Raw genomic sequence first — 19,958 nt, 5'->3', positions numbered from 1 at the left:
AGCTAGCGGGTGCCCGCGAAGGAGCGGCCGAAGAACTCGATCTCGGAGATGCCCACCTGGACGTTCGGACCGGCGCCGTAGGCGGCCTGGATCGTCAGGCGGATCCTGGTGACCTTGTGGGCCCGCAGGGGGAGCTTCTGCGGGCCCGCGGCGTCGTCCAGGCGGAGCGTCTTGGTGGTCGTCCCGCCGTCGGACGTCGTGATCAGGGCGGCGAGGATCTGGGGACGGCCCTGGCGGGCGTACTGGTCGGGCTGCTTGGAGACGCCCGGGGTGATGATGACGTTCAGGAGGTCGGTGGGCTGGCCGAAGGTCGACTCCAGGAACTGGCCCGCGCCGCTGCCCCCGTACCCGTCGCCCCACCAGGTGTCGGCCAGGCCGTCGAAGGCCATGCGGGGGCCGTGGCTGGGGTCGGAGTGGGACGCCTTGGAGTCGCTCACCGAGACCGGGACGCGTTTGGCGAAGTGGTCGTAGACGCCGTTCACGGCGTTGTCGGCGTAGGCCACGCCGACGCCCACGGCGGTGAGGCCCAGGGCTGCGGCGATCGTGGTGGCGAGGGCCCGGTTCAGGCCGCGGCGCAGGCGGGGCCGTTCGCCCGCCCAGGGGGCCTCGGAGTCGTCCGGGCGGAGGATGCGGCGCCACCAGGAGCGGGTGCGGGGGCCGGACGGGTCGGCGGAGACCAGGCTCATCGCGCACTTGCGGCAGAAGTGCCGTTCGCGGGGGTTGGCGGTGTCGCACCAGGGGCAGATCACCCCGCCGACGACGGCCATCTCCTCGGCTTGCCTGATGTGGGGACGGGCCTGTTCGGGACGGCCGGGGAGGACCGGCGCGACGTGCGGGTTGGCGGGGGCGGGGGGTTGCTGGTCCGCCACCGGGACGAGGAGGCGGCGGGCTCGTTCGGCCGCGTCCTCGGGCGGGGTGGAGTGGGTCGCCGCCGGGGGTGAAGCGGCGTCCGGCTTCGGAGGGGACGGTTCGGTGGAGTCCGCGCGGTCGGGCTCGGGTTCGGGGGCGAAGCGTCGTCCGGTGGGGGCGTTCGGAGGTGCGGACTCGGGGTGGACGTTCGGCGGTTCCGGCAGGGTCGGCGTGGCCGGTGGCGGCGTCCGGGGCGGGGCGGGCGGAGGTGTCGCGGCGGGCGGGGGTGTCTTGGCCGCCGGGGGTGTCGCGGGTCGGGCGGGCGGGGGCGTCTTGGCCGGGGCGGGGTTCGACCAGTCGAGGACGGCGCCGCAGATGTCGCAGAAGGAGCCGGACTGGCCGGGGGCTCCGCAGTCGGGGCAGGCGTCCTTGGTCGTCATGGGGCTTCCTTGGTCGGGGCGGTCCACATGCCGGTGGGCGCGGCCGTGGCCGGGAGGACGTGGACCTCGTAGGGCATGTGGGCGGGACGGGCGGCGGCGACCAGGTCGTCCAGGCGCTGGGCGTCGATGGCGGACGGGTCCGGGACGCGCAGGGTGACGTCCAGGTGGGGGGTCCGGCTGCCGGGGAAGTCGCCGAGGGGACGGGGCGACCAGGTCGCGCCGCCGCTCTCGGTGATCTCGGGTTCGACGCCGAAGGCGAGGCGGACGGCGGCGGCGAGTCCCCGCCGGGTGCCGCGCAGGCGGTGGAGCCCGGCGGCGGTGGCGACGGTGTCCCGGGCCTGGTGGTCGGGTTCGTCGCCCCGGAGCTCGGCGCCGACCCAGCCGGCGAGCCAGGTGACGAAGTCCGGCGGGGCGAGGGACGGGGAGAGGTAGGCGTCCAGGCAGTCCAGGACGGACAGGACGGGGGCGAAGACCTCGTCCAGGCCCGCGGTGAAGCGCTGGGCGAGGTCGTCCTCGGCGAAGACGGCCGGAAGGTGGTCGCCGAGCGGGTAGGGGGTGCCGAGGCCGTCGACGCCGCCCCTCACCGCCTGCCTCCGAGGACGCGGACCTTGTGGTCGTGGGAGAAGAGGAGGGCGGCGGCCGACAGGTCGATGCGGTCGACGGCGTCGCCGCGCTTGCCGGTGAGGGGGTCGGCGGCGTGGAGGCGGACCTCGTCGACCAGTTCCACGCCGGGGACGCGTTGCAGGACGGCGAACACCTCGCCGGACTGGAGCGGGCGGCCGAAGGGCCAGCCGCGGCCGTCCGCGCCGCCGGTGAGCGGGTCCAGGTGGCCGTAGAGGGCCTCGAGGGCGGCGGTGCGGACCTTCTCGGCGTCGGCCGCGCCGAAGGCGTGCAGGGTCGCGACGACGGTGACGCCCTGGTAGAACGGCGGGCCGACGCTGAGCCGGATGCCGATCGGGCGGCGGTCGTCCAGGTAGCGGGTGATGCGGCCGAGGAGGTCGTCGCCGGGGACGAGCTGCTCGAAGCGGAGCCGTCCGCCGGGGTCGGGGACGGCCTGCGGGACGACCAGGACGCGCACCGCTCCGACGCCCGCGTCGTCCACGGGGAGGCAGCGCAGGCGGGCCGCCTCGGGGGCGGCGCGGCGGGCCAGCTCCTCGTAGTCGCGCGGGGTGACGGCGCGGTCCTGGGCGCGGAGGGTGATGGGGGCGCGGCGGCGGGCCTCGTCCAGGGTCTCGGGGTCGACGCCGCCGCGCGCGGCCTCCCTGTTGGTGACGCGGGCGACGTACGGGATCGAGCTGCGCAGGACGCGGAGCGCGCCGCGGGCGACGTTGCCGGACTGCCCGCCGCCGGTGCGGTAGGAGCGGGCGCGCAGGGTCGCGCCCTTGTCGGGGACGGCTCCGTACTGGCGCAGGCCGCCGTCCGCGAGCCGGACGGCCGGGCCGAAGTCGACCTCGCCGGTGGCGGGGTCGAGCCGCGCGTGCCGGTCGGACGGCCCGGACGCGGCGAAGTCCTCGACGATGTCCCAGGTGTCCCAGCCGTCGCCCGAGGAGGTTTCGAGGACGAGGGGCGGGTCGCCGTTCACGACCGGGGTGCGGGCCAGCTGGAAGCGCTGTCCGGGGACGCCCGCCGACTCGCCGAGCACCTCGTCGGTGACCAGTTCGGCGTGGATCGCCCGGGTCGTCCCGCCCAGGGTTGCGGCCTCGGCGGCGCGGACGGTCGGGGACACCGAGTAGAACGGCTGCCCGGGTTCGGGGTCGAGGATGCGGCAGCGCAGCCAGCCCGCCTCGTGCGCGCCCGCGCGTGACATGACGTGGCCGTCCGGGACGTGCAGGACGATCTCGCCCGGACGGTTCAGGCCGCCCGTCCCGTCGCTGTCGAGTTCGCAGGCCCGCCACCCGGCGGCCGTCCACGCCTCCCAGACGAGGGGCGGCTGGCGGGGGTCGACGCCGATGCCGTCCACGCGGCTGTCCAGGCGGAGGAGGACGGCGCAGGACGGGACGGCGGCGGAGAGGCCGAAGGCCAGGACGTCGCCGGGACGGGGCGCGGCGGAGAAGCAGTCGATGTCCCGGCCTTCGAGCAGGTCGGCGGTGCGGTCGGTCAGGGGGCCGCCCTCGTGCTGGACGCCGAGCCGGTCGAGTTCGCAGGAGACCAGGTCGAGGGCGTCCTCGGTGGCGAAGACGGTCGCCTCCTCGGTCTCGGTGCGCTGGGTGGCGACCTCGGTGGACGCCGGGATCGTGACCGTCCGGTCCTGCGGGGCCGACAGCCAGAACGTCATGTCGGTGCGGGCCGTGGACGGCGGCAGGAGGGTGATGCCGAGCAGGTCCAGGAACGCGAGGTAGTTCTTGTCCGGGACGCGGTTGAGCCGGTAGACGAGCTGGTCGGCCATGTGCGCGACGGCCTCGATCAGCGTCACGCCGGGGTCGGAGACGTTGTGGTCGGTCCATTCGGGGGCGCGCCGCTGGATGTACCGCTTGGCGTCGTCCACGAACTGCTGGAAGCGGCGGTCGTCGAGGTTCGGGGAGGGGAGGGCCATCAGCTCGCCGCCGTTTCTGCCTCGTCCGCGGCCTCTTCGTCGTGGCGGGGGATCACGTAGAAGGGGAAGACCAGGTTGCGCGGGTTGTTGGTGCCGCGAATCTTGTAGCGGACGTCGATGTACAGGACGCCGACGTCCTCGGCGTCGGCGGTGACCTCGACGTCCTCGACGTCCACGCGGGGCTCCCAGCGGTCCAGGCTGGTGCGCACCTCGTAGGCGATGCGGCCCGCGGTCTCCTCGTTGACCGGGGCGAACACCATGTCGTGCACGGCGCACCCGAACTCCGGACGGGTCGGGCGCTCGCCGGGGGCGGTGGCCAGCACCAGGCGCATCGCCTCCTCGATCTCCCGCTCCCCGGTCACCAGCGCGATGCCGCCCGAGGCGTTGACGCGCATCGGGAATCCCCAGCCCGCGCCGACGAACTGCTCCCCCATCGTTTCCTTCCTTGCCGTTGTGGCGTTCTCAGGCGGGGATGACCATGACGGGCATCTCGTTCTGCTGGATCACGCCCATGACGTTGAGCTTGCCCTGGACCTCGACCATCCCGGTGATCTTGAAGAGGGCGGCCTCCATGCTCACCTCGGCGCCCTTGATGTCCACCGTCCCGCCGCTGATCACGACCTGCGCGCCGCCCTTGATGTCGACCCGGGCCGCGCCGTCGATGTTCACGTCCGTGCCGCCCTTGACGCTCACGCCGCGCGCGCCGCTCACCTCGACCGTCCCGTCGCTGTGGACGGTCACCCTCGTGCCGCGCTCGTTCAGCTCGACCTTCATGCTGTCGTCGCCGCTCGACACGGTGACGCCGCGCTTGGTGGGGGCGTCCAGCAGTTCGATCCGCTGGCCGGTGCGCGAGGCGAACGCGCGCCAGTTGACCTTGCCGCCGGTGCCGACCAGCGGCGTCCGCTCGTACTTGGGCAGCCGGTCCACGCCGTTGTAGAGGCCGCCGACGACGTACGGGTGGTCGAGCGCGCCGCGGTCGAACGCGACGAGCACCTCGTCGTCCACCTCGGGCATGATCAGGGACCCGCCGCGCCGTCCGCCGTACTGGACGACGCGGGCCCAGTCGCTCACGTACTTGTCGTCCAGCCAGGGGAAACGGAGCCGGACGCGGCCCTGCTTCAGCGGGTCCTGGACGTCGGTGACGATCGCGATCGCGACGCCGGGCAGGCGCGGCGCGGACGGGACACCGCCCGACGCGAGCCCGAACAGCGAGCGGTGCTGGCGTCCGGTGACCGTCACCTGCGTCTCGTACCGCTCGCCCGTGGAGAACACGTGCCGGACGGTGCTGACGGTGTACTTGCCCTCGAACGGCTTGCCGATCCCGTTCAGCGCGACCGGCAGCCCCGGACGCAGCTTGGGATCGCCGCGGACGACGGCCTCCACCTCGGCGAACGCGGAGCTGACGTCGGCGGCGAGCGCGTCCGCGGCCCCACGGACCTCCGCCTGCCGGTCGTACGGGACGCTCGTCTCGACCAGCCGCGCCTGGCCGAACGGCCCGATCGCCTGACCTCCGGTGACGCCGATCTTCAGCTCGGGGTTGGTCGTCGCCGGGGCGCGCGAGGTGAGCTTCTGCTTCCCCGCGACGTCCCAGCCCCGGACCTCGACCTCCTTGACCTGGTCGGACGCCGTGACACCGGTGCGGACGCTCAGCAGGTTCACGCCGAACTCCAGCACGTGGTGGCTCTGCTTCGCGTGCGTGCCCGCCCCCGGCGCGCCGGACGCGTCGGAGGGCTTCACGAACCGGAACTTGCCCTTGTCGTCGAAGGACATCTCGACGTCGTTCTCCTGCGCGAGCCGCGTCAGGAAGTCCCAGTCGGTCACGTTCGGCTGCGTGATCAGCTCGTAGACCGTGCTCGTCGAGTCGACCTTGCCGACGGCCAGGCCGTTCCGGGACGCCAGCCTGCGCGCGATGTCGGAGGCCGTCATGTTGACGTAGCCCTCGACGCGGCGGTTGCGCAGCAGCCGGTGGCCGGGGTCGTGGCCGCGGATGACGCTGTACTTCCCCGTCCCGTCGCAGTCGGCCTCCAGGGCCGTGACCTCGCCGGTGAACAGGGGCGTGCCGCCGTCCCGGCCGACCGCGAGCGCGCGCAGCACGACCTTCGAGCCGATCTTGACGCCGAGGCGTCCGAGCACCTTCTGGTGCGGGTCGCGGAAGGTGAGCTGGAACGCGGCGGGCACGTTCACCGACGCGTCCACCCAGCCGTCCACCAGCAGCGGCTTCACGGTCGCGGGCAGCGGCGCGCCGTCGATGGCGACGGCCAGCAGGTTGGTGTAGGTCCCCTCGGACACGTTTCTCAGCCCTCCCTCAGAGTCAGACGTGGAGTTCGTCGGCGGCGGGCAGGAGCAGCTCGCGGCCGGGCGGCAGCCGCATCGGGTCGTCCAGGTCGTTGGCCTCGGCGATGATCCGCCAGGCGGTCGCGTCGCCGTACTCGCGCCAGGCGAGCGAGGCGAGGCTGTCGCCCGCGACGACCCGGTGCACCCGGCGGGCCGACAGCGCGCCGGACGTCGGGTTCTGCCCGGCGGTCGCGTGCGGGATCTCCTCCAGCGAGATCCGGCAGGTCGCCCGGATCGGCTCGCCGGTCGCGTCGAACAGCGTGTAGGACGCCGCCGCCTGCCGGACGTAGGCGACGAACCGGACGGTGCTGAACTTGCCCCACTCGAGGATCACCCACGGCGGGGACGGACGGTCCGGCAGGCTCGACGGGACGACCTTCAGGCAGGAGAACAGCGCCTCCACGGCCGTCCGGACCCGCGAGTCGCCCGGTTTGTCGGAGCAGTCCAGGAACATCTCGAGGTCCAGGCTCTGCTGGTCGGTCCCGAGGAACTCGGGGCGGCCCGCCTCCCGGGACGCGACCGTCGGCGTGTACGTCCACTGCGCCGACCGCGAGATCTCCAGCTGCGCCGGGTTGAACTGGAACGCGATCTTCCTGATCGTCCCGCCCGGGGTGGTGGAGTCCCCGGCGGGCGGCTCGTGGATGCTGAGCGTCGCCTTGACGTGGCTGGTCCGGCCCCCTCCGCCCGCCATCACGCGCCCCCGGACCCGGTGAAGCCGTGGTGGGCGAGCTCCAGGACCTCGGTCGCGACGGTGTTGGAAGCCGGGTCGAGGGTCGGGCCGGTCCAGTTCACGGGCAGGACGTCCAGGAGGCCCCAGCGCGCGACCAGCTCGCCGTTCGCGCGGAGCGCCTCGATCTGCGCGGTGGGCCGCCGGATCCCCGTCGAGACCGAGGAGATCCAGGTCATGACCTTGACCGTCTCCTCGTTGATCGGCCGGGTGAGCCGGATGTTGGAGTGCCGCACCCGGGTCGGCAGCTGCCACACGTGCCCGTTGTTGCCACCCTCCTCGCGCAGCTCCACGTCCACCTGCGCGGCGAGGCCGTCGCAGCCGTTCCAGTCGCCGAGGGACTCCCCGTCGATGGTGAGCCGGAAGAACAGGCTCGACCCCGGATCCTTCGTGTTGCTCATCCGGCTCTCCTTTCTGCTTCGTCGGTGCGCGTCTGTTCGTCGGTGCGCGTCTGTTTGGCGGTGTGTGTGGTCGTGTCGGCGGGGGGCGTGTCGTCAGCGGCGGGGGTCACGCAGTCTCCCCACGCGCTCGCGGTCCAGCCGCAGTTCGGTCCTGAGCAGCCTGGACAGCGGGCCGACCAGTCGTCGGGCGAGTTCGTCCAGGTCGGGCTCGGTGGCCGCCTTCCGGTTCCGGTCGGCGGCCTTGTGCGTCCGGCGCTGTGGTGGGGGCGGGGGCGACGGTGGGGGTGACGCGACGTGCCGTCCTCCTCCGGACGCCCCGTCCGAGGGTGCTCGCTGCACGACCGGAGCGGACGGCGGGGGCTGGGATGGCCGCTGCTGCTGTGTTGCTGGTGGCGGGGCGGCTGGGGTCGTCCGCTGCACCGGCGCCGCTGGGGCGGGCTGGGGCGTCCGGACGACGGGCATGGCCGGAGGCGGCGACACCTGGGGATTCGGTGCGTCTGCCCGGCTGGTTCTGTCCATGGCCTGACCAGGCGTTATGTGACCGGTTTCCAGCGCCGCCATCGACGTTGCGGCGGCTGTCGTCCCCAGGATCGGGGCTTTCCGCTGCAGCGCGACGACCTTCCTGGACGGTGGACGCCGTCCAGGAGCCGCGTTGCTGGACGCTGTGTGGGCAGCAAGGGGTTCGGCGGGCATCCGCTGGATCGGCCGACGCACCGCGACGATGGGCAGCGCGACCGCCGGGCCGTCCGGACCGGTCGCAGCCGTTGTTGCTGCCGGTGCGGGTGCGGGTGCGGGTGTCGCTGGGGTGCTGCGCTGGACGGGATGCGCGGTATCGCCGACCGGACCCACGGACGATGTCGTGTCCTTGCCCCCCGTCTCGCCGCCGTCCGTGCCTGATGGCTTGGCAATGCGTTGCACCGGAGCCGCAGCGGCGGGCGCGGGCCGTCCGCCGATCGGCAGGACGGTGGGCGGAGTGCCTCGCAGGGGAGCACCCAACCCCGACCGGACGCGCGAAGTCCGCGCCGGTCCGCCGGGGGGTGTGGAGGCGGATGGCGGCACTGCGCTTCGTGGCGTTTCGCGCAAGGGAGCGCCCAACCCGGACCGTCCGCGCGAACTCCGTCCAGCCCCGTCCGGGGACGACGTCTCGGAGGAGGGGGTGGACCTCGACGCGTCCTGGGATGGGGAGGGGACCGCGGACCTCTGCACAGGCGCGAACGCGGACCCGGGGGAAGTCGCGGACGAAGGACGGATCACTGGCCTTGACGTGAGCGGTGACAGAGGTGCGCGCGCTGGCCCGGACGCAGAACCTGACGGCGACGCGGACTCAACACGAGGCGCGGACGCGGGCGGGGTGGGCGTCCCTGAGGTGGAGCGGGACGGAGCGGAAGCGGGTTCACCGGAGGACGCCGAGGCGGGCCTCAGCCCGGGGGCGGACACCACCGGAAGGGGAATCATGGGCCGTGGGGTGGACCTTCGCGATGCCCCTGGCCTGCTCCCGGATGTGGGTGCGGATTTCGTCGTGGTTGTGGGCGCTGGCAGGCGTGGAGGTGACGTGAGCGGCGCGGAGGAAGATCCAGCAGGGGACGCCGATGCGGACCCCGGCGCAGGCGAATGTGGAACCACGGGCCGTGGCGCGTCCCCACGCGCGGGCGCGGGCGTGGAGGCGGATGACGACGTGTGCGCGGTTCCAGGCGCGGGCGCGGCCTGAGGCGGGGACGTGCGCGCTGCCGCGGTCCGCTGCACTGGCGCAGACGCGGGCCCAGACGCCGATGCTCCCCCAGGCGCGGACGGAGACGTGGACGCGGATGCTGACCGAGGCGTGGACATAGGCGCGGGCGCAGCTCCAGACGTAATCGCGGCCCCAGACGTCGGCGCGCCCCCACGCGCGGACGCGGACGCGGGCGCAGACCCACTCGCGGAGGCGATCCCAGGCGTGGACGCGGGCCGAGGCGTGGACGCGGGCCGAGGCGTGGACGCGGGCCGAGGCGTGGCGCGGGCCGAGGCGTGGACGCGGACGCGGGTCCAGGCGCGGGCCGAGGTGCGGACGCGGGTCCAGGCGCGGGCCGAGGTGCGGACGCGGGTCCAGGCGCGGACGCGGGCCGGGATGGGAGCGATGTCGTGGACATCGGCCCACCCGCGGGCGCGGGTCCAGACCTTGGCGCGGTCCCCGGCGTGGGCGCGGACGGAGGCGTGGGTGGGAGCGACGTCGTGGACGTAGACCCAGCTGCGGGCGCGGGGCCAGACGTTGGCGCGCGCACCGGCGCGGACGCGGGCCGAGGCGCGGGTGCGGGCTGGGACGCGGGCGTGGAGGCGGATGACGACGTGTGCGCGGTTCCAGGCGCGGGCGCGGTTCCAGGCGCGGGCGCGGCCTGAGGCGGGGACGTGCGCACTGCCGCGGTCCGCTGCACTGGTGCAGACGCGCCCCTGGGCGCAGACGCGGGCCCAGACGCCGACGCTCCCCCACGCGCGGACGCGGACGCGGGCGCAGTTCGAGGCCCAGGCGTAGGCGCGGACCCACTCGCGGGCGCAGGCCGAGGCGTGGACGCGGGCCGAGGCGTGGACGCGGGTCCAGGTGCGGACGCGGGCCGGGATGGGAGCGATGTCGTGGACGTCGGCCCACCCGCGGGCGCGGGCCCAGGCGTGGGCGCGGGGCCCGGCGTGGGCGCGGACGCGGGTCCAGGCGCGGGCGTGGGTGCGGACCGAGGTGCGGAGGCGGCCCCAGGTGCGGACGCGGGCCCAAGCACGGACGCGGGCCCTGGCGTGGGGGTGGGGCCAGGCGTGGACGTGGGGGCGGGTGGGACCGGCTTTGGGGCTGCGGGTTCGGGAGGTGACTTTGGCGCTGTGCCGGTGGGTGACGTGCGCGGCTGGGCGTCAGGGGAGGGTGTGGCGCTTTTCGGCGCTTGTCGCATGGGGGCGCCGAGGCCGGGACGGCGGCTACCAGCGGGTTTGCGGACGGGCGGGGTCGGGCTCGGCGAGGCGGGCTTGGGTGTCGCGCTCGTGGCCGGAGCGTCCGAGGTCGCCGTTCGCTGCACTGGTTCGGCGGACGTGGGGGCCGGGGCAGGTTCCGGGGTGTCCGGAGAGGTCGAAGGCCGTCCGGGGGTGGTTTGGCCGGACGGCGCTGACGCTTCGCCGCTGCGTCCGGGGGTCCTCGCGGCTGCGATGGGGCGGACCCGGCGGGGTGGGAGCGGGCTCACCCGCGCGGCGGTCAGCGGTGAGCGCCCTGACGCCGCCCGCTGGACGGGACGAGCCGCCACGACCGGCAACGTGGTCGATGACGGTCCCGAAGCACCGGCGTTCCGTCCGGCATCGGAGCCGGACGCGGTCGAGGGGGACCGGGATTCGGGCGCGGCGCCGGGGGCGGAGGACGCCGACGTGGGCCTCGGCGCGGGCGTGGAGGAGCGCGGGGCCGCGAGCCTTTGCACGGGCGCGGATGGCGCGGCTGCGGCGGAGGTTGTCCGGCGGAGGGGGACGGCGGGGCCCTGCGGCGTGGGCGGGCGCGTGGGAGCAGGGGGTTCGGGTGGATCGGTGGGGCGGAGGGTCGGGCGGACGACAGGGAGGGCCGCCGTCCGGACGCCGAGGGCCTGGGGAACTCCGGCGGGGCGCAGCATGCCATCGGCCAGGCCGGACGGGGCCTGGGGGCGGACGAGCTTGGGGACGTCGCCGGAGACCGACGGGCGCTGCCACGTCGGCAGGGTCGGACCGAACCCCGGGTTGGCGACGGTCTGGATCGGACGGGCCGGAGCGGGAGCGGCCAGGCCCGTCCAGCCCGGCTCGGATGCCCCCGGCCCCGGCCCCGGAGCAACCGACCGCGCGGACGCAGGCGCTGGCGCAGGTGCAGGCGCGGGCGCAGGGGTGGGCGCGGGCGCAGGGGTGGGCGCGGGCGCAGGGGTGGGCGCGGGCGTGGAGCCAACCGACGGTGCGGAGCCGTTCGACGGCGCGGAGCCGTTCGACGGCGCGGAGCCGTTCGACGGCGCGGAGCCGTTCGACGGTGCGGAGGTGTCCGGTTGGGTGGGTGGGGTTGGGGGGCGGGGGGTTCGGCGGAAGGGGTTGGGAAGGGGCATGGGTCAGCCCTCCGTCCCGGACGTGGCGTTGGCGCGGTTCACGAAGGTGGCGATGTTCGTGATGTAGCGGCGGCGGTCCGGGTGTTCCAGGTCGAGGATCTCGGCCCGGGGCCAGTGGAAGTGGTAGGCGATGTACGCGACCTCCTCGTGCAGCCGGTCGGGCGCGTACGTCACGATTCCCCCAGGCGGCTCCCGCCGAGTTCCACCTCGAAGGGCTCGTCGCAGGACGGGCAGGTGACCTCGGCGCGGGTGTGCCCCTCGGCGTTGATCTGCCGGTAGAAGTCCTGGAGGAACGCCAGGTCGGAGGCGAACATGTTCTCCACGGTCCCGTCGTGGACCATCGGGAGCGTGCCCAGCCGGGTGATGACCCGGCCGAGCAGCACGACCGACAGGTACGGCGGGTTCTCTCGGACCCGGACGTCCTGGAGCGGGACCAGCTCGTCGCGGGCGGTGGCGAGCCGCATCGCGCCGTGCCGGTGGACGGTGCCGTTCTCGTCCACGTAGCCGCGCGGGAGCTCGAACTCGAACTCGGTGCGCAGCGGGGCCTCGGCGGGAGCGGACGCGGGCGCGACCGCCGCCGGAGCGTCGGCGGCGGACGGTGACGGCGACTGCGGCGACCCGGGGACGACGGGGGCGGAGCGGCGCATTATTCGATCGTCAGTTCTTCGAAGGTGATGGTGACGGACTCGGTGAGCGCCGCGTTGCCGCCCGCCTCCAGCTGGCTGGCCTCGATCTTGCTGCACCAGGCGTTGCGCATGTGGTACCGCTTGACCGGATTGTTCTGGTAGTCCATCACGATGATGCTGGCGTTCTTGCGCGCCGAGCCCATGTTGCCCTTGATGGAGTCCTTGATCCAGGTCGTGAACGCCTGGCTCTCGGTCTGGCCGCGCACGACCGTGGCCTCGCCCGCCTGCGCGACGCCGGGCATCTTCTTGGTGATCGGCTTGCCCTGCGCCGAGTTCTGCTTGAACTCGATGACGTCCTGCGCGTAGGTGAGTCCGGTGACGCTCTGGAGGTACTCCACCATCACGCCGTCGATCTGGAGGCCGAAGTTGTGCGACGCAACGGCGTCGCCGCCCTGGAAGCCCATGGTTCCTCTTTCGGGTCAAACGGGTCGGGAAGGGATTGGCGCGACCGCGCGGTCACGGCCTGAGGCGACCGCGCGGAGGTCGCGACTTGACGCGACCACGCGGAGGTCGCGGCCTGGCGTAACCGCGCGGACGTCGCGGCCTGGCGTAACCGCGCGGACGTCGCGGCCTGGCGTGACCGCGCGGTGGTCGCGGCCTACTCCTCGAGGTCGCCGCCGCCGGAGATCTGCGCGAGCCGGAACACCACGAACTCGGCGGGCTTGACCGGGGCGACGCCGATCTCGCAGACGACGCGTCCGAGGTCGACCGACTCGGGCGGGTTGGTCTCGGCGTCGCACTTGACGTAGAACGCCTCCTCGGGGCTGGACCCGAACAGCGCGCCGTCCCGCCACTCGGTGACCAGGAACGCGGAGATGTTGCGCCGGATCCGCGCCCACAGCGCCTCGTCGTTCGGCTCGAACACCACCCACTGGGTGCCGATGAGGATGGACTCCTCGAGGTAGTTGAAGTACCGGCGGACGTTCAGGTACCGCCAGGCCGGGTCGGACGCGAGCGTCCGCGCGCCCCACACCCGGACGCCGCGTCCGGGGAAGGCGCGGATGCAGTTCACGCCGATCGGGTTGAGCAGGTCCTGCTCGCCCTTGGTGATCTGGAGGCCGAGGTCCACCGCGCCGCGCACGACCTCGTTCGCGGGGGCCTTGTGGACGCCGCGCTCGGCGTCGCTGCGCGCCCAGATCCCGGCCATGTGCCCCGACGGCGGGACCATCGAGGCCTTCCCGGTGGACGGGTCGAACGCCTTGATCCACGGGTAGTACAGGGTGGCGTAGCGCGAGTCGTACCCGGCGGTCTCCATCCGCCACTCGCGGATCTGCCGGGCGTTCAGGCCGGGCGGCGGGTCGATGATCGCGACCCGGTCGCCCATCAGCTCGCAGTGCGCGATCATGCCGAGCTGGACGGCCTTGACGCTCTCCATGTCCAGCGCGCCGCGCTCGTAGGCGCTCATCAGGTCGGGGCAGGAGACCATGGTGACCGCGTCGAGGGCCTCCAGGCCGCCGAAGCCGGTGCGGTCGGCGGTGTCGCCGAGGTAGTGCTCGGGGGTGACGGTCCCGTTCTCGCCGACCGGCGCGGCGGGCGCGGCCGGACGGGCGAGCTCGACCGACTGGTTCTCGGGCCGCGCGAGCTGGCCGGCGCCGACGGCCTCGGTCACCGTGATGAGCTTCGACCGCTCCTTGACCTGCGTCACGATGTAGGCGCGGGTGTTCTTCCGGGTCGAGACGTGGAAGTTCTCGACCGTGTTGCCGTCCAGCTTGACGATCAGCCGGAACCGCTCGTCGGAGCCGCCGGGCTTGTCGGCGTCCTTGGCGTCGCCCTTCGCGTCGGCCTTGCCGTCGGCGCCCTTGGCGTCGGCGGTGCTCTCGACGTCGGCTATCTCGACGGTGATCCGGCCGGCGGACGCCGCCGCGGGCAGCGCGTTGACGTGGAACCCGCCGAGCCGCGTGGGCTCGGCCGCGGCGATCGCCCTCGGCCCGCCCTGCGCGACGCTCTCCCCGGCGGCGGGAGCGCCGCCGACCCGGATGACGTAGCAGGTGGTGCCGCCGTTGTTGAAGAACCCGTACACCGAGTGCGCGAGGTAGTAACCGTCGGTGAAGTCACCGAACGCGGCGACGTACTGGGACCAGTTGGTGACCAGCACCGGCTCGTTCAGCGGCCCTTCGGGCGCGAACCCGACGAAGGCCGCCACCGAGGTCCCGACCCCCTCGATCGGCCGTGACCCGCTGGCCACTTCCTCGACGTAGACGCCCGGCGACAGGTACGAAGGCATGCTCGGCTACTCCCCCAACAGGACGGTCTGCTGACCACTCGACCCTGCCGTTCCGCCCCGCTGTCCGAAACGTCCGGACGGCTTACCTCCGGGGCAATCCTCCCTGCCCGTTCGGCCACCACCCCGACCACCGCGCTGGCCGCCGTCCGGGCCCGCCGTCCGGGCCCGCCGTCCGGGCGCGCCGCGCCAGCCGCCGCGTCGGCCACGTCGGCCACCGCCCAAGCGGTCGCGTCAGTCGCTGTGGGGGGCGTGGGCGCAGGTGCCGGTGGGTGGGGCGGTGGACGCGGCCGTCTCGGCGTCGCGTTCGCCGAGTTCGGTCGCGAACCAGCGGCGGACCTCGTTGGACAGGCGGGCGCGGCTCGTCCCCTTGGGGTCGTAGTAGGCCGCGTACGCCTCGGCGAACCATTCGTCCGGGGTCGAGAACTGGTAGTTCGACACGGCGTTGCCGCGCGCGGCGGCCTCGTAGGAGACCCATGCGTCGTAGTGGTCCACGTGGTAGATGCGCCCGCCGACCTCCAGGTGCGCGCGTCCTCCGTCGTTGAGCATCCACGGCTGCGCGAGGGCCTTGCGGACGAAGCCGACGACCTGCCCGCGCCGCTCGTCGTCCAGGCCGCACCCGGCGAAGTGCCCGTCCAGGTTCGCGGCGTGTTCGCGCAGGGCGTCCGGTTCGAGCGAGGTTCCGGCGGCGAACGCCTCGGGGGCGAACCCGAACCGGGTGGCGAGGGCCTCGACGATGCCCGCCCGGTGCTCCCTGCGCCATCCGCCGAACTCGGGACGGGAGCTGAGGTGCAGCGCCCAGCCGACCTTCCGGTCGACCGAGTGGCCGATCTCGTGGCGCAGCGTCCACTTGACGAGGTTGCCGTTGGCCAGCACGTCGGACACGCCGCCCATCACGTGGCGGTCCGTGCCGGGCACCATGACGCCGAGCTGCTCACCCGTGGTCAGGCCGTCGTAGCCGAGGGCCGCGCCCATGTCCATCAGGCCGCGTTGCGCGCGGGACCCGCGGTTGAGCGAGGTGTACATGAACGCGGGCATGCCGAAGGGGTTCACCATCCCGATCCGCTGCGTGCGCGAGTCGTACGCGCTGGCCTGCCCGAGCCCGTCGCCCATCTGGATCGAGCGGAGGAACGGGTTGCCGCGGACGTGGTCCTCCGGCAGCTCGCCCAGCACCTTGTCGATCTCGTACAGCATCGAGTGGCTCATCCGGGGACCGCCCGCCACCGAGCCGATGTCGATGCCGTGCTTCTCGGTCAGCTCGCGTTCGCGCTCCTCCGCGCCCTCGTTGGCGACCCAGCCCGCGACGCCGCGTCCGCCGGTCCCCGGGGAGAACTTCATGCGCTGGACGCTTCCGCCCCCGCGTCGGGGCCCGGTCGCGGAGCCCTCGTCCTCCAGGCGCTGGACGGGCTCCCCGCTCATCGCGCGGACGGCGTTGGCCTCGGCTTCGCGCTCGAACCGGTCGGACGGGTCGCTGACCTTGAGGCCGTCGCCCGCGTCCGTCCCGGCGACCGGGCCCGAACGCTGCTGGATGACATGGGTCAGCTCGTGCGCGAGCATCCGCTTCCCGGACGCCGATCCAGCGTCGTAACGGCCGCGCTGGAACACGATGTGCGAGCCCGAGGTGAACGCGTGCGCGTTGACCGATTCGGCCGCCGTGTGGCCCGTCGAATCGGTGTGCACGCGGACGTCGGAGAAGTCGGCTCCGAGACGTCCCTCCATCTCCTGCCGGACGTCCGCGGCGAGCGGACGTCCGGGGGAACTCAACGCCTGGTGCACCGCCGTCCGCTGCACGGCGTGCCCGCACGACGCGTCGTGGACGTGCCGTTCCTCCTCGGCCGAGCGGGAGATCGCCGCGTTGCCGACCAGGCGTTGCAGCTGGCTCAGCTGCGGAGCGGACACCCCGGCCAGGCCACGCGCGCGGATCAGGGCCGCCGCCACGGGACCGTCCGGTACGGGATGCCGCCGGGACGTCCCCGGACGGTGCGCGGGCGGGGTCCCGGCGTGCCGGTGGGCTTCGTCGGTACGGCCACGGTCCTGCACGGCGCGGGCTCCTCCGAGACAAGGGACGGGTGATCCTTCCAGCCTGCCGGACCCGTCACGGTGGACGGCAGGTCCGCGCGGCCCGCCGGACGGGCAGCCGCACTGCCCTTCCGGACATCGGCCCGGACGGGCGGCCGTCCTTCCGGACCTCGGGCCCGGCAGGGTGGGTGTCCTTCCGAGGTCGGGTCACGAGCCGAGTTTGCGCGCGATCTCCTTCTTCGCCGTCGCCGGATCCATGCCCGCCAGGAGGGACCAGTCGAGCCCGAGGTCGGCGACGAGCTTGCGCGCCTCCCCCGATCGCCACTCGTCCAGCGCGGCGATGAGCTCCCGCGTGCTCACCGCGTGCTCGTGCTCACCCGCGTCGACGCCGTCCCACTCGGTGTTGTCGAAGAGCTCCGCGATGCCGAAGGTCTCCTCGGCGGGGTTCAGGGCCAGCTGGTACAGGGCCTCGGCGCGGGAGTCGCGCTTGGTCGGGCCGGACTTGCGCCAGAACGCGGCCGTCTGGAGGAGCCGTTCGAAACGCTTCCGCTTGCGGACGTTCCCCTCGTCGTCCTTGACGTACTCCTCGCGGGCCCAGCGCTTGCTGAAGAACTGCCAGCCCTTCCACGCCGCCACCCCGATGGACGCGGCGGCAGCGGCGGCGGCCAGGCCCCATCCGACCGGGGTTCCCGCGAGGGCGGCACCGCCGAGCGCGGCGGCGATCGCGACGACCAGGCCCGCGACGCCGCTGCCGACCGACAGCAGGCCGCCGACGGTCGAGATCGCCTTCCGGGACAGGCCGCGCGTGTTCTTCTTGTCGGCGTAGCGGCGCAGTTCGTCCAGGGTGACGGCGTCGGTGCGCTTGCCCGCGGCGTCGCGTTCGACCTCGACCGTGTAGCGCTTCAGCGCGTCCGAGAGCTCGTCGAACAGGACCCGGCGCCGCTTCACGCCGTCCTCGGCCGTCCGGTGTTCGGCTTCGAGCCGGGTGAGCGCCTCCCGCGCCTGCGCGAGCTCCTGTTCGGCCTGCGCCTTGGCCTGCTGGGCCGTCCGCAGGCGGGCCGCCGCGTCGGTCCGTCCGCGCGCCGCCGCCTGGGCCGTGCCCTGGTCCCGCGTGCCGAACGCCCCGCGCGTGCGCTTGGCCTGCTTCTTCGCGTTCCGGCGGCCGGACGCGGCGGCCTCCTCGGCGCGCTCCCGCTCGGCGACGGCGGCCTGCGCCCGGGTGATCTCCTGTTGCTGCCGCGCGACCTCGGCCTGCTTGCCCCGGACGCCTTCGGCCAGCTCGGCGAGCAGCGCGGCGATGTCGTTGGCCTCGTTCAGCGCGGCCGTGTACGCGCCGCGCGCATCACTCTCGTCCGTCATGTTGGCGCGCAGCCTCTTGACGCGGTCGAGGGCCTTGAGCGTCTTGCGGCCGTTGCGGAGCGTCCCGACGATCCCGGTGATCAGGCCGAGTGCGCCGCCGGAGAGGTTGAGGCCCTGGTTCGCCGCCGCGCCGCTGATCGACATGCCCTGCTGGGCCATGCCCATGGCGTTGCGGACCGTCTTCGCGCCGCCGACCGTCCCCTCGTACGCGGCGGTCCCGATCTTCCGGTCCGCGACGCCGCGCTCGGGGCTGTCGGGGTCGAGCTTCGAGCGGTCCTGGACCGCGTCGTAGCCCTCCATCACGGCCTTGACCGTCTCGACGCCCGTGGCGAGCAGGCCCAGGTCGGACGAGACCTCGCCCGCGACCTTCGCGCCGTCCGCGGTGACGCCCTCCCGCCAGTGCGCTGCGCTGAGCGGCCCGCCGACCGTGCTGACGATCGTCCCGGCGTTGTCGGCGGTCTTGTTGACGCCCCGGTCGACGGTCTTGATCACGTCCTCGTGCTCGACCGTGGTCGTCGCCCGCTGAACGGCGGTCCCGGCCTGGACGGTGCCCGCGGTCCCGGCCTGGACGGTGCCCGCGGTCTCGGCTTGGACGCGGAGGACGTCGGCGGTCGCGCCGTTTCCGGCGGCGCGCTGGAGCTGGTGCAGCATCTCCGGGGACGCGCCGGATCCCGCGCGCACCAGCGCGGCGGCGAGTGTCGCGCCGTCCTGGACGCGTGGTCCCGGCGGACGGGCAGGGCCGCGCCCGGGCTCCGCGTCCCGCTGCTGGGGTCGCCGCGTTCCTTGGCCTCGCACCCGGATCCTCCCGCCGTCCGCTGTCGGCTGTCCGCCGTCCGGTCCCGGAAACATGTCATGGACGGGCATGACCGCAGGGGCACAACCTCGGGCAACCCGCCGCGTCCCGGAGGACGGGCCGTCCGGGCAACGCACGCCTCCCGCGCGTCTGCCCGTCCGGACGTTTCGGGGGGACGGACCCGCGCATAGCGTGCGGGCAGTGAGTATCTGGACTTCCCTCGAACCCGGCTCGGTCACCGTCGACCCCGGCAGCACCGGTTCGCTGACGTTGCGGCTGCGCAACACCACCGACCTGGTCGAGGAGTACCGGATCGCGGTCGCGGGCGACGCCGGGCGCTGGGCGCAGGTCGAACCGCAGGTCCTCCGGCTGTACCCGGGCACCACCGGGGCCGTCCAGATCACCTTCGCGCCGCCCCGGTCCCCGGACGCCGCCGCCGGGTCGCACCCGTTCGCCGTCGAGGTCGCGCCCACCGAGCAGCCGCAGCTCAAGACGGTCGTCGAGGGGAACCTGACCCTCACGCCGTTCAGCGAGCTGCGCGCGGAGCTGCTGCCGCCGACCGTCCGCGGACGGTTCGGCGCGCGCCCGAGGTTCGCGCTCGACAACTTCGGCAACACCAAGGTCACCGCGTCGCTGGTCGGCAAGGACACCGGCGGGCAGCTCCGGTTCGAGCTGATCCCGGCGAACGTGCAGATCGAGCCGGGCCGCGCCGCGTGGGTGAAGGGACGCGTCCGGCCGCCGCGCGTCGCCTGGTTCGGGTCCCGCGAGTCCCATCCGTACAGCGTGGACGTGCAGCGCTCGGGCGCCGAGCCGATGACGGTGAACGGCACGTACGTCCAGCTCGCGCTGCTGCCACGCTGGCTGCTGGGGTTCTTCTCGATCCTGGTCGCGGCGGCCGTCGCCTTCGCCGTCGCGTGGTTCGTGTTCATCCCGCAGTACGCCTCCCGCGCGCGGGACGGCATCACGCCGCTCAACCCGACCGGCAACCAGGTCACGATGCCGACGCCCACACCGGACGTCCCGAAGGACCAGAAGTCGCCGGAGGACAAGGGCCCCAAGCCGTCCGACTCGCCGGGCGACCAGAACAAGGCCGGGGGCGGCGGAGGCGGGCACACCAAGCCCAAGAAGAAGGCCGTGACGTGGGTGACGCTGGTGAACGGCAAGAACCACGGCTGCCTGGACAACGCCAGCGACGGATCCAGCGTGTACGTCATGCAGTGCAACGACGGCGACAACCAGGCCTGGGCGTGGATCAAGGTCGGCCAGAACTGGAAGCTGAGGAACAAGAAGAACGGGATGTGCCTGAGCGAGAGGGGCGAGCAGGGCTACCTGGTCAGCTCGGTCAACACGGCCATGGCCGACTGCGGCGAGGCGGACGTGTGGGGCCGGGAGAGCGACTGCGTCCGCAACCGGAAGACCGACTCCTGCCTGGACACCGCCGAGGACGGCCACGCCGTCTACCTCTTCAACCGGAACGAGGGCGACAACCAGCGCTGGCGCACCGTCCGCTGAACGCGGTCCGGCGCCGCCGGGGA

The 19,958-nt window shown here is 73.7% G+C and carries 16 protein-coding genes; 1 reads left to right on the top strand and 15 read right to left on the bottom strand.

What is annotated here, in order from left to right:
• Nucleotides 1–2: 2 nt before the first annotated feature.
• The 15 genes from P696_RS0122520 to P696_RS0122440 all read right to left on the bottom strand — a co-directional run bounded on the left by P696_RS0122520 (nucleotide 3) and on the right by P696_RS0122440 (nucleotide 18,425).
• The gene (locus tag P696_RS0122520; RefSeq protein ID WP_026414107.1) at nucleotides 3–1,289 is read right to left on the bottom strand and encodes an NADase-type glycan-binding domain-containing protein; all 1,287 of its coding nucleotides are present in this window, start codon (nucleotides 1,287–1,289) and stop codon (nucleotides 3–5) included.
• Nucleotides 1,286–1,873, bottom strand: a complete 588-nt coding sequence (locus tag P696_RS47355; RefSeq protein WP_034486290.1) for a phage tail protein — start codon at nucleotides 1,871–1,873, stop codon at nucleotides 1,286–1,288. The genes P696_RS0122520 and P696_RS47355 overlap by 4 nt, the downstream gene beginning before the upstream one ends.
• Nucleotides 1,870–3,822, bottom strand: coding sequence for a putative baseplate assembly protein (locus tag P696_RS0122510; RefSeq protein ID WP_026414106.1), 1,953 nt, complete (start codon nucleotides 3,820–3,822; stop codon nucleotides 1,870–1,872). Before P696_RS0122510 ends, P696_RS47355 begins: the two co-directional genes overlap by 4 nt.
• On the bottom strand, nucleotides 3,822–4,256 hold the full coding sequence (locus P696_RS0122505) for a GPW/gp25 family protein (protein ID WP_026414105.1): 435 nt from the start codon (nucleotides 4,254–4,256) through the stop codon (nucleotides 3,822–3,824). The genes P696_RS0122510 and P696_RS0122505 overlap by 1 nt, the downstream gene beginning before the upstream one ends.
• A gap of 28 nt (nucleotides 4,257–4,284) precedes the next feature.
• Nucleotides 4,285–6,111: a VgrG-related protein gene (locus P696_RS47350; protein ID WP_034486289.1), complete on the bottom strand. Its 1,827-nt coding sequence runs from the start codon at nucleotides 6,109–6,111 to the stop codon at nucleotides 4,285–4,287.
• 22 nt (nucleotides 6,112–6,133) lie between these two features.
• Nucleotides 6,134–6,847 carry a CIS tube protein gene (locus P696_RS0122495; RefSeq protein ID WP_026414104.1) on the bottom strand — a complete coding sequence of 238 codons (714 nt, stop codon included), beginning with the start codon at nucleotides 6,845–6,847 and terminating at the stop codon, nucleotides 6,134–6,136.
• Nucleotides 6,847–7,284, bottom strand: coding sequence for a phage tail protein (locus P696_RS0122490; RefSeq protein ID WP_026414103.1), 438 nt, complete (start codon nucleotides 7,282–7,284; stop codon nucleotides 6,847–6,849). Before P696_RS0122490 ends, P696_RS0122495 begins: the two co-directional genes overlap by 1 nt.
• A 93-nt stretch (nucleotides 7,285–7,377) precedes the next feature.
• Nucleotides 7,378–7,623, bottom strand: coding sequence for a hypothetical protein (locus tag P696_RS56155; RefSeq protein WP_157429859.1), 246 nt, complete (start codon nucleotides 7,621–7,623; stop codon nucleotides 7,378–7,380).
• Between the two features lie 1,054 nt (nucleotides 7,624–8,677).
• Nucleotides 8,678–9,418 (bottom strand): hypothetical protein, encoded by a 741-nt coding sequence (locus P696_RS54745; RefSeq protein WP_157429858.1) that lies wholly within the window; start codon nucleotides 9,416–9,418, stop codon nucleotides 8,678–8,680.
• A gap of 1,930 nt (nucleotides 9,419–11,348) precedes the next feature.
• Nucleotides 11,349–11,519 carry a DUF6760 family protein gene (locus P696_RS54740; protein ID WP_211245829.1) on the bottom strand — a complete coding sequence of 57 codons (171 nt, stop codon included), beginning with the start codon at nucleotides 11,517–11,519 and terminating at the stop codon, nucleotides 11,349–11,351.
• Entirely contained in the window at nucleotides 11,516–11,992 is a 477-nt protein-coding gene (locus P696_RS0122460; protein ID WP_026414099.1) for a hypothetical protein, read from the bottom strand. Before P696_RS0122460 ends, P696_RS54740 begins: the two co-directional genes overlap by 4 nt.
• Complete coding sequence (locus P696_RS0122455) at nucleotides 11,992–12,435, bottom strand: phage tail protein (protein WP_026414098.1); 444 nt, start codon at nucleotides 12,433–12,435, stop codon at nucleotides 11,992–11,994. Before P696_RS0122455 ends, P696_RS0122460 begins: the two co-directional genes overlap by 1 nt.
• A gap of 194 nt (nucleotides 12,436–12,629) precedes the next feature.
• On the bottom strand, nucleotides 12,630–14,255 hold the full coding sequence (locus P696_RS0122450; protein WP_026414097.1) for a phage tail sheath family protein: 1,626 nt from the start codon (nucleotides 14,253–14,255) through the stop codon (nucleotides 12,630–12,632).
• Nucleotides 14,256–14,486: 231 nt separating this feature from the next.
• Nucleotides 14,487–16,292 (bottom strand): eCIS core domain-containing protein, encoded by a 1,806-nt coding sequence (locus P696_RS57515; protein WP_211245828.1) that lies wholly within the window; start codon nucleotides 16,290–16,292, stop codon nucleotides 14,487–14,489.
• Nucleotides 16,293–16,478: 186 nt separating this feature from the next.
• On the bottom strand, nucleotides 16,479–18,425 hold the full coding sequence (locus P696_RS0122440; RefSeq protein ID WP_157429857.1) for a coiled-coil domain-containing protein: 1,947 nt from the start codon (nucleotides 18,423–18,425) through the stop codon (nucleotides 16,479–16,481).
• A gap of 199 nt (nucleotides 18,426–18,624) precedes the next feature.
• Here P696_RS0122440 and P696_RS0122435 point away from each other — a divergent pair, with 199 nt between their 5' ends.
• On the top strand, nucleotides 18,625–19,935 hold the full coding sequence (locus P696_RS0122435) for an RICIN domain-containing protein (RefSeq protein WP_026414095.1): 1,311 nt from the start codon (nucleotides 18,625–18,627) through the stop codon (nucleotides 19,933–19,935).
• Nucleotides 19,936–19,958: the final 23 nt, after the last annotated feature.

The sequence above is a fragment of the Actinomadura oligospora ATCC 43269 genome (assembly GCF_000518265.1).
In the GTDB taxonomy this organism is placed as follows: Bacteria; Actinomycetota; Actinomycetes; order Streptosporangiales; family Streptosporangiaceae; genus Spirillospora; species Spirillospora oligospora.
Note: the sequence above shows the minus strand (reverse complement) of the source record. Positions and strands in the feature narration are given on the sequence as shown.

Excerpts from the sequence above, each read along its gene's own strand:
- P696_RS0122520 (WP_026414107.1), bottom strand. The coding sequence starts at position 1,289 with ATGACGACCAAGGACGCCTGCCCCGACTGCGGAGCCCCCGGCCAGTCC.
- P696_RS0122510 (WP_026414106.1), bottom strand. The coding sequence starts at position 3,822 with ATGGCCCTCCCCTCCCCGAACCTCGACGACCGCCGCTTCCAGCAGTTC.
- P696_RS0122505 (WP_026414105.1), bottom strand. The coding sequence starts at position 4,256 with ATGGGGGAGCAGTTCGTCGGCGCGGGCTGGGGATTCCCGATGCGCGTC.
- P696_RS0122495 (WP_026414104.1), bottom strand. The coding sequence starts at position 6,847 with ATGGCGGGCGGAGGGGGCCGGACCAGCCACGTCAAGGCGACGCTCAGC.
- P696_RS0122490 (WP_026414103.1), bottom strand. The coding sequence starts at position 7,284 with ATGAGCAACACGAAGGATCCGGGGTCGAGCCTGTTCTTCCGGCTCACC.
- P696_RS0122460 (WP_026414099.1), bottom strand. The coding sequence starts at position 11,992 with ATGCGCCGCTCCGCCCCCGTCGTCCCCGGGTCGCCGCAGTCGCCGTCA.
- P696_RS0122455 (WP_026414098.1), bottom strand. The coding sequence starts at position 12,435 with ATGGGCTTCCAGGGCGGCGACGCCGTTGCGTCGCACAACTTCGGCCTC.
- P696_RS0122450 (WP_026414097.1), bottom strand. The coding sequence starts at position 14,255 with ATGCCTTCGTACCTGTCGCCGGGCGTCTACGTCGAGGAAGTGGCCAGC.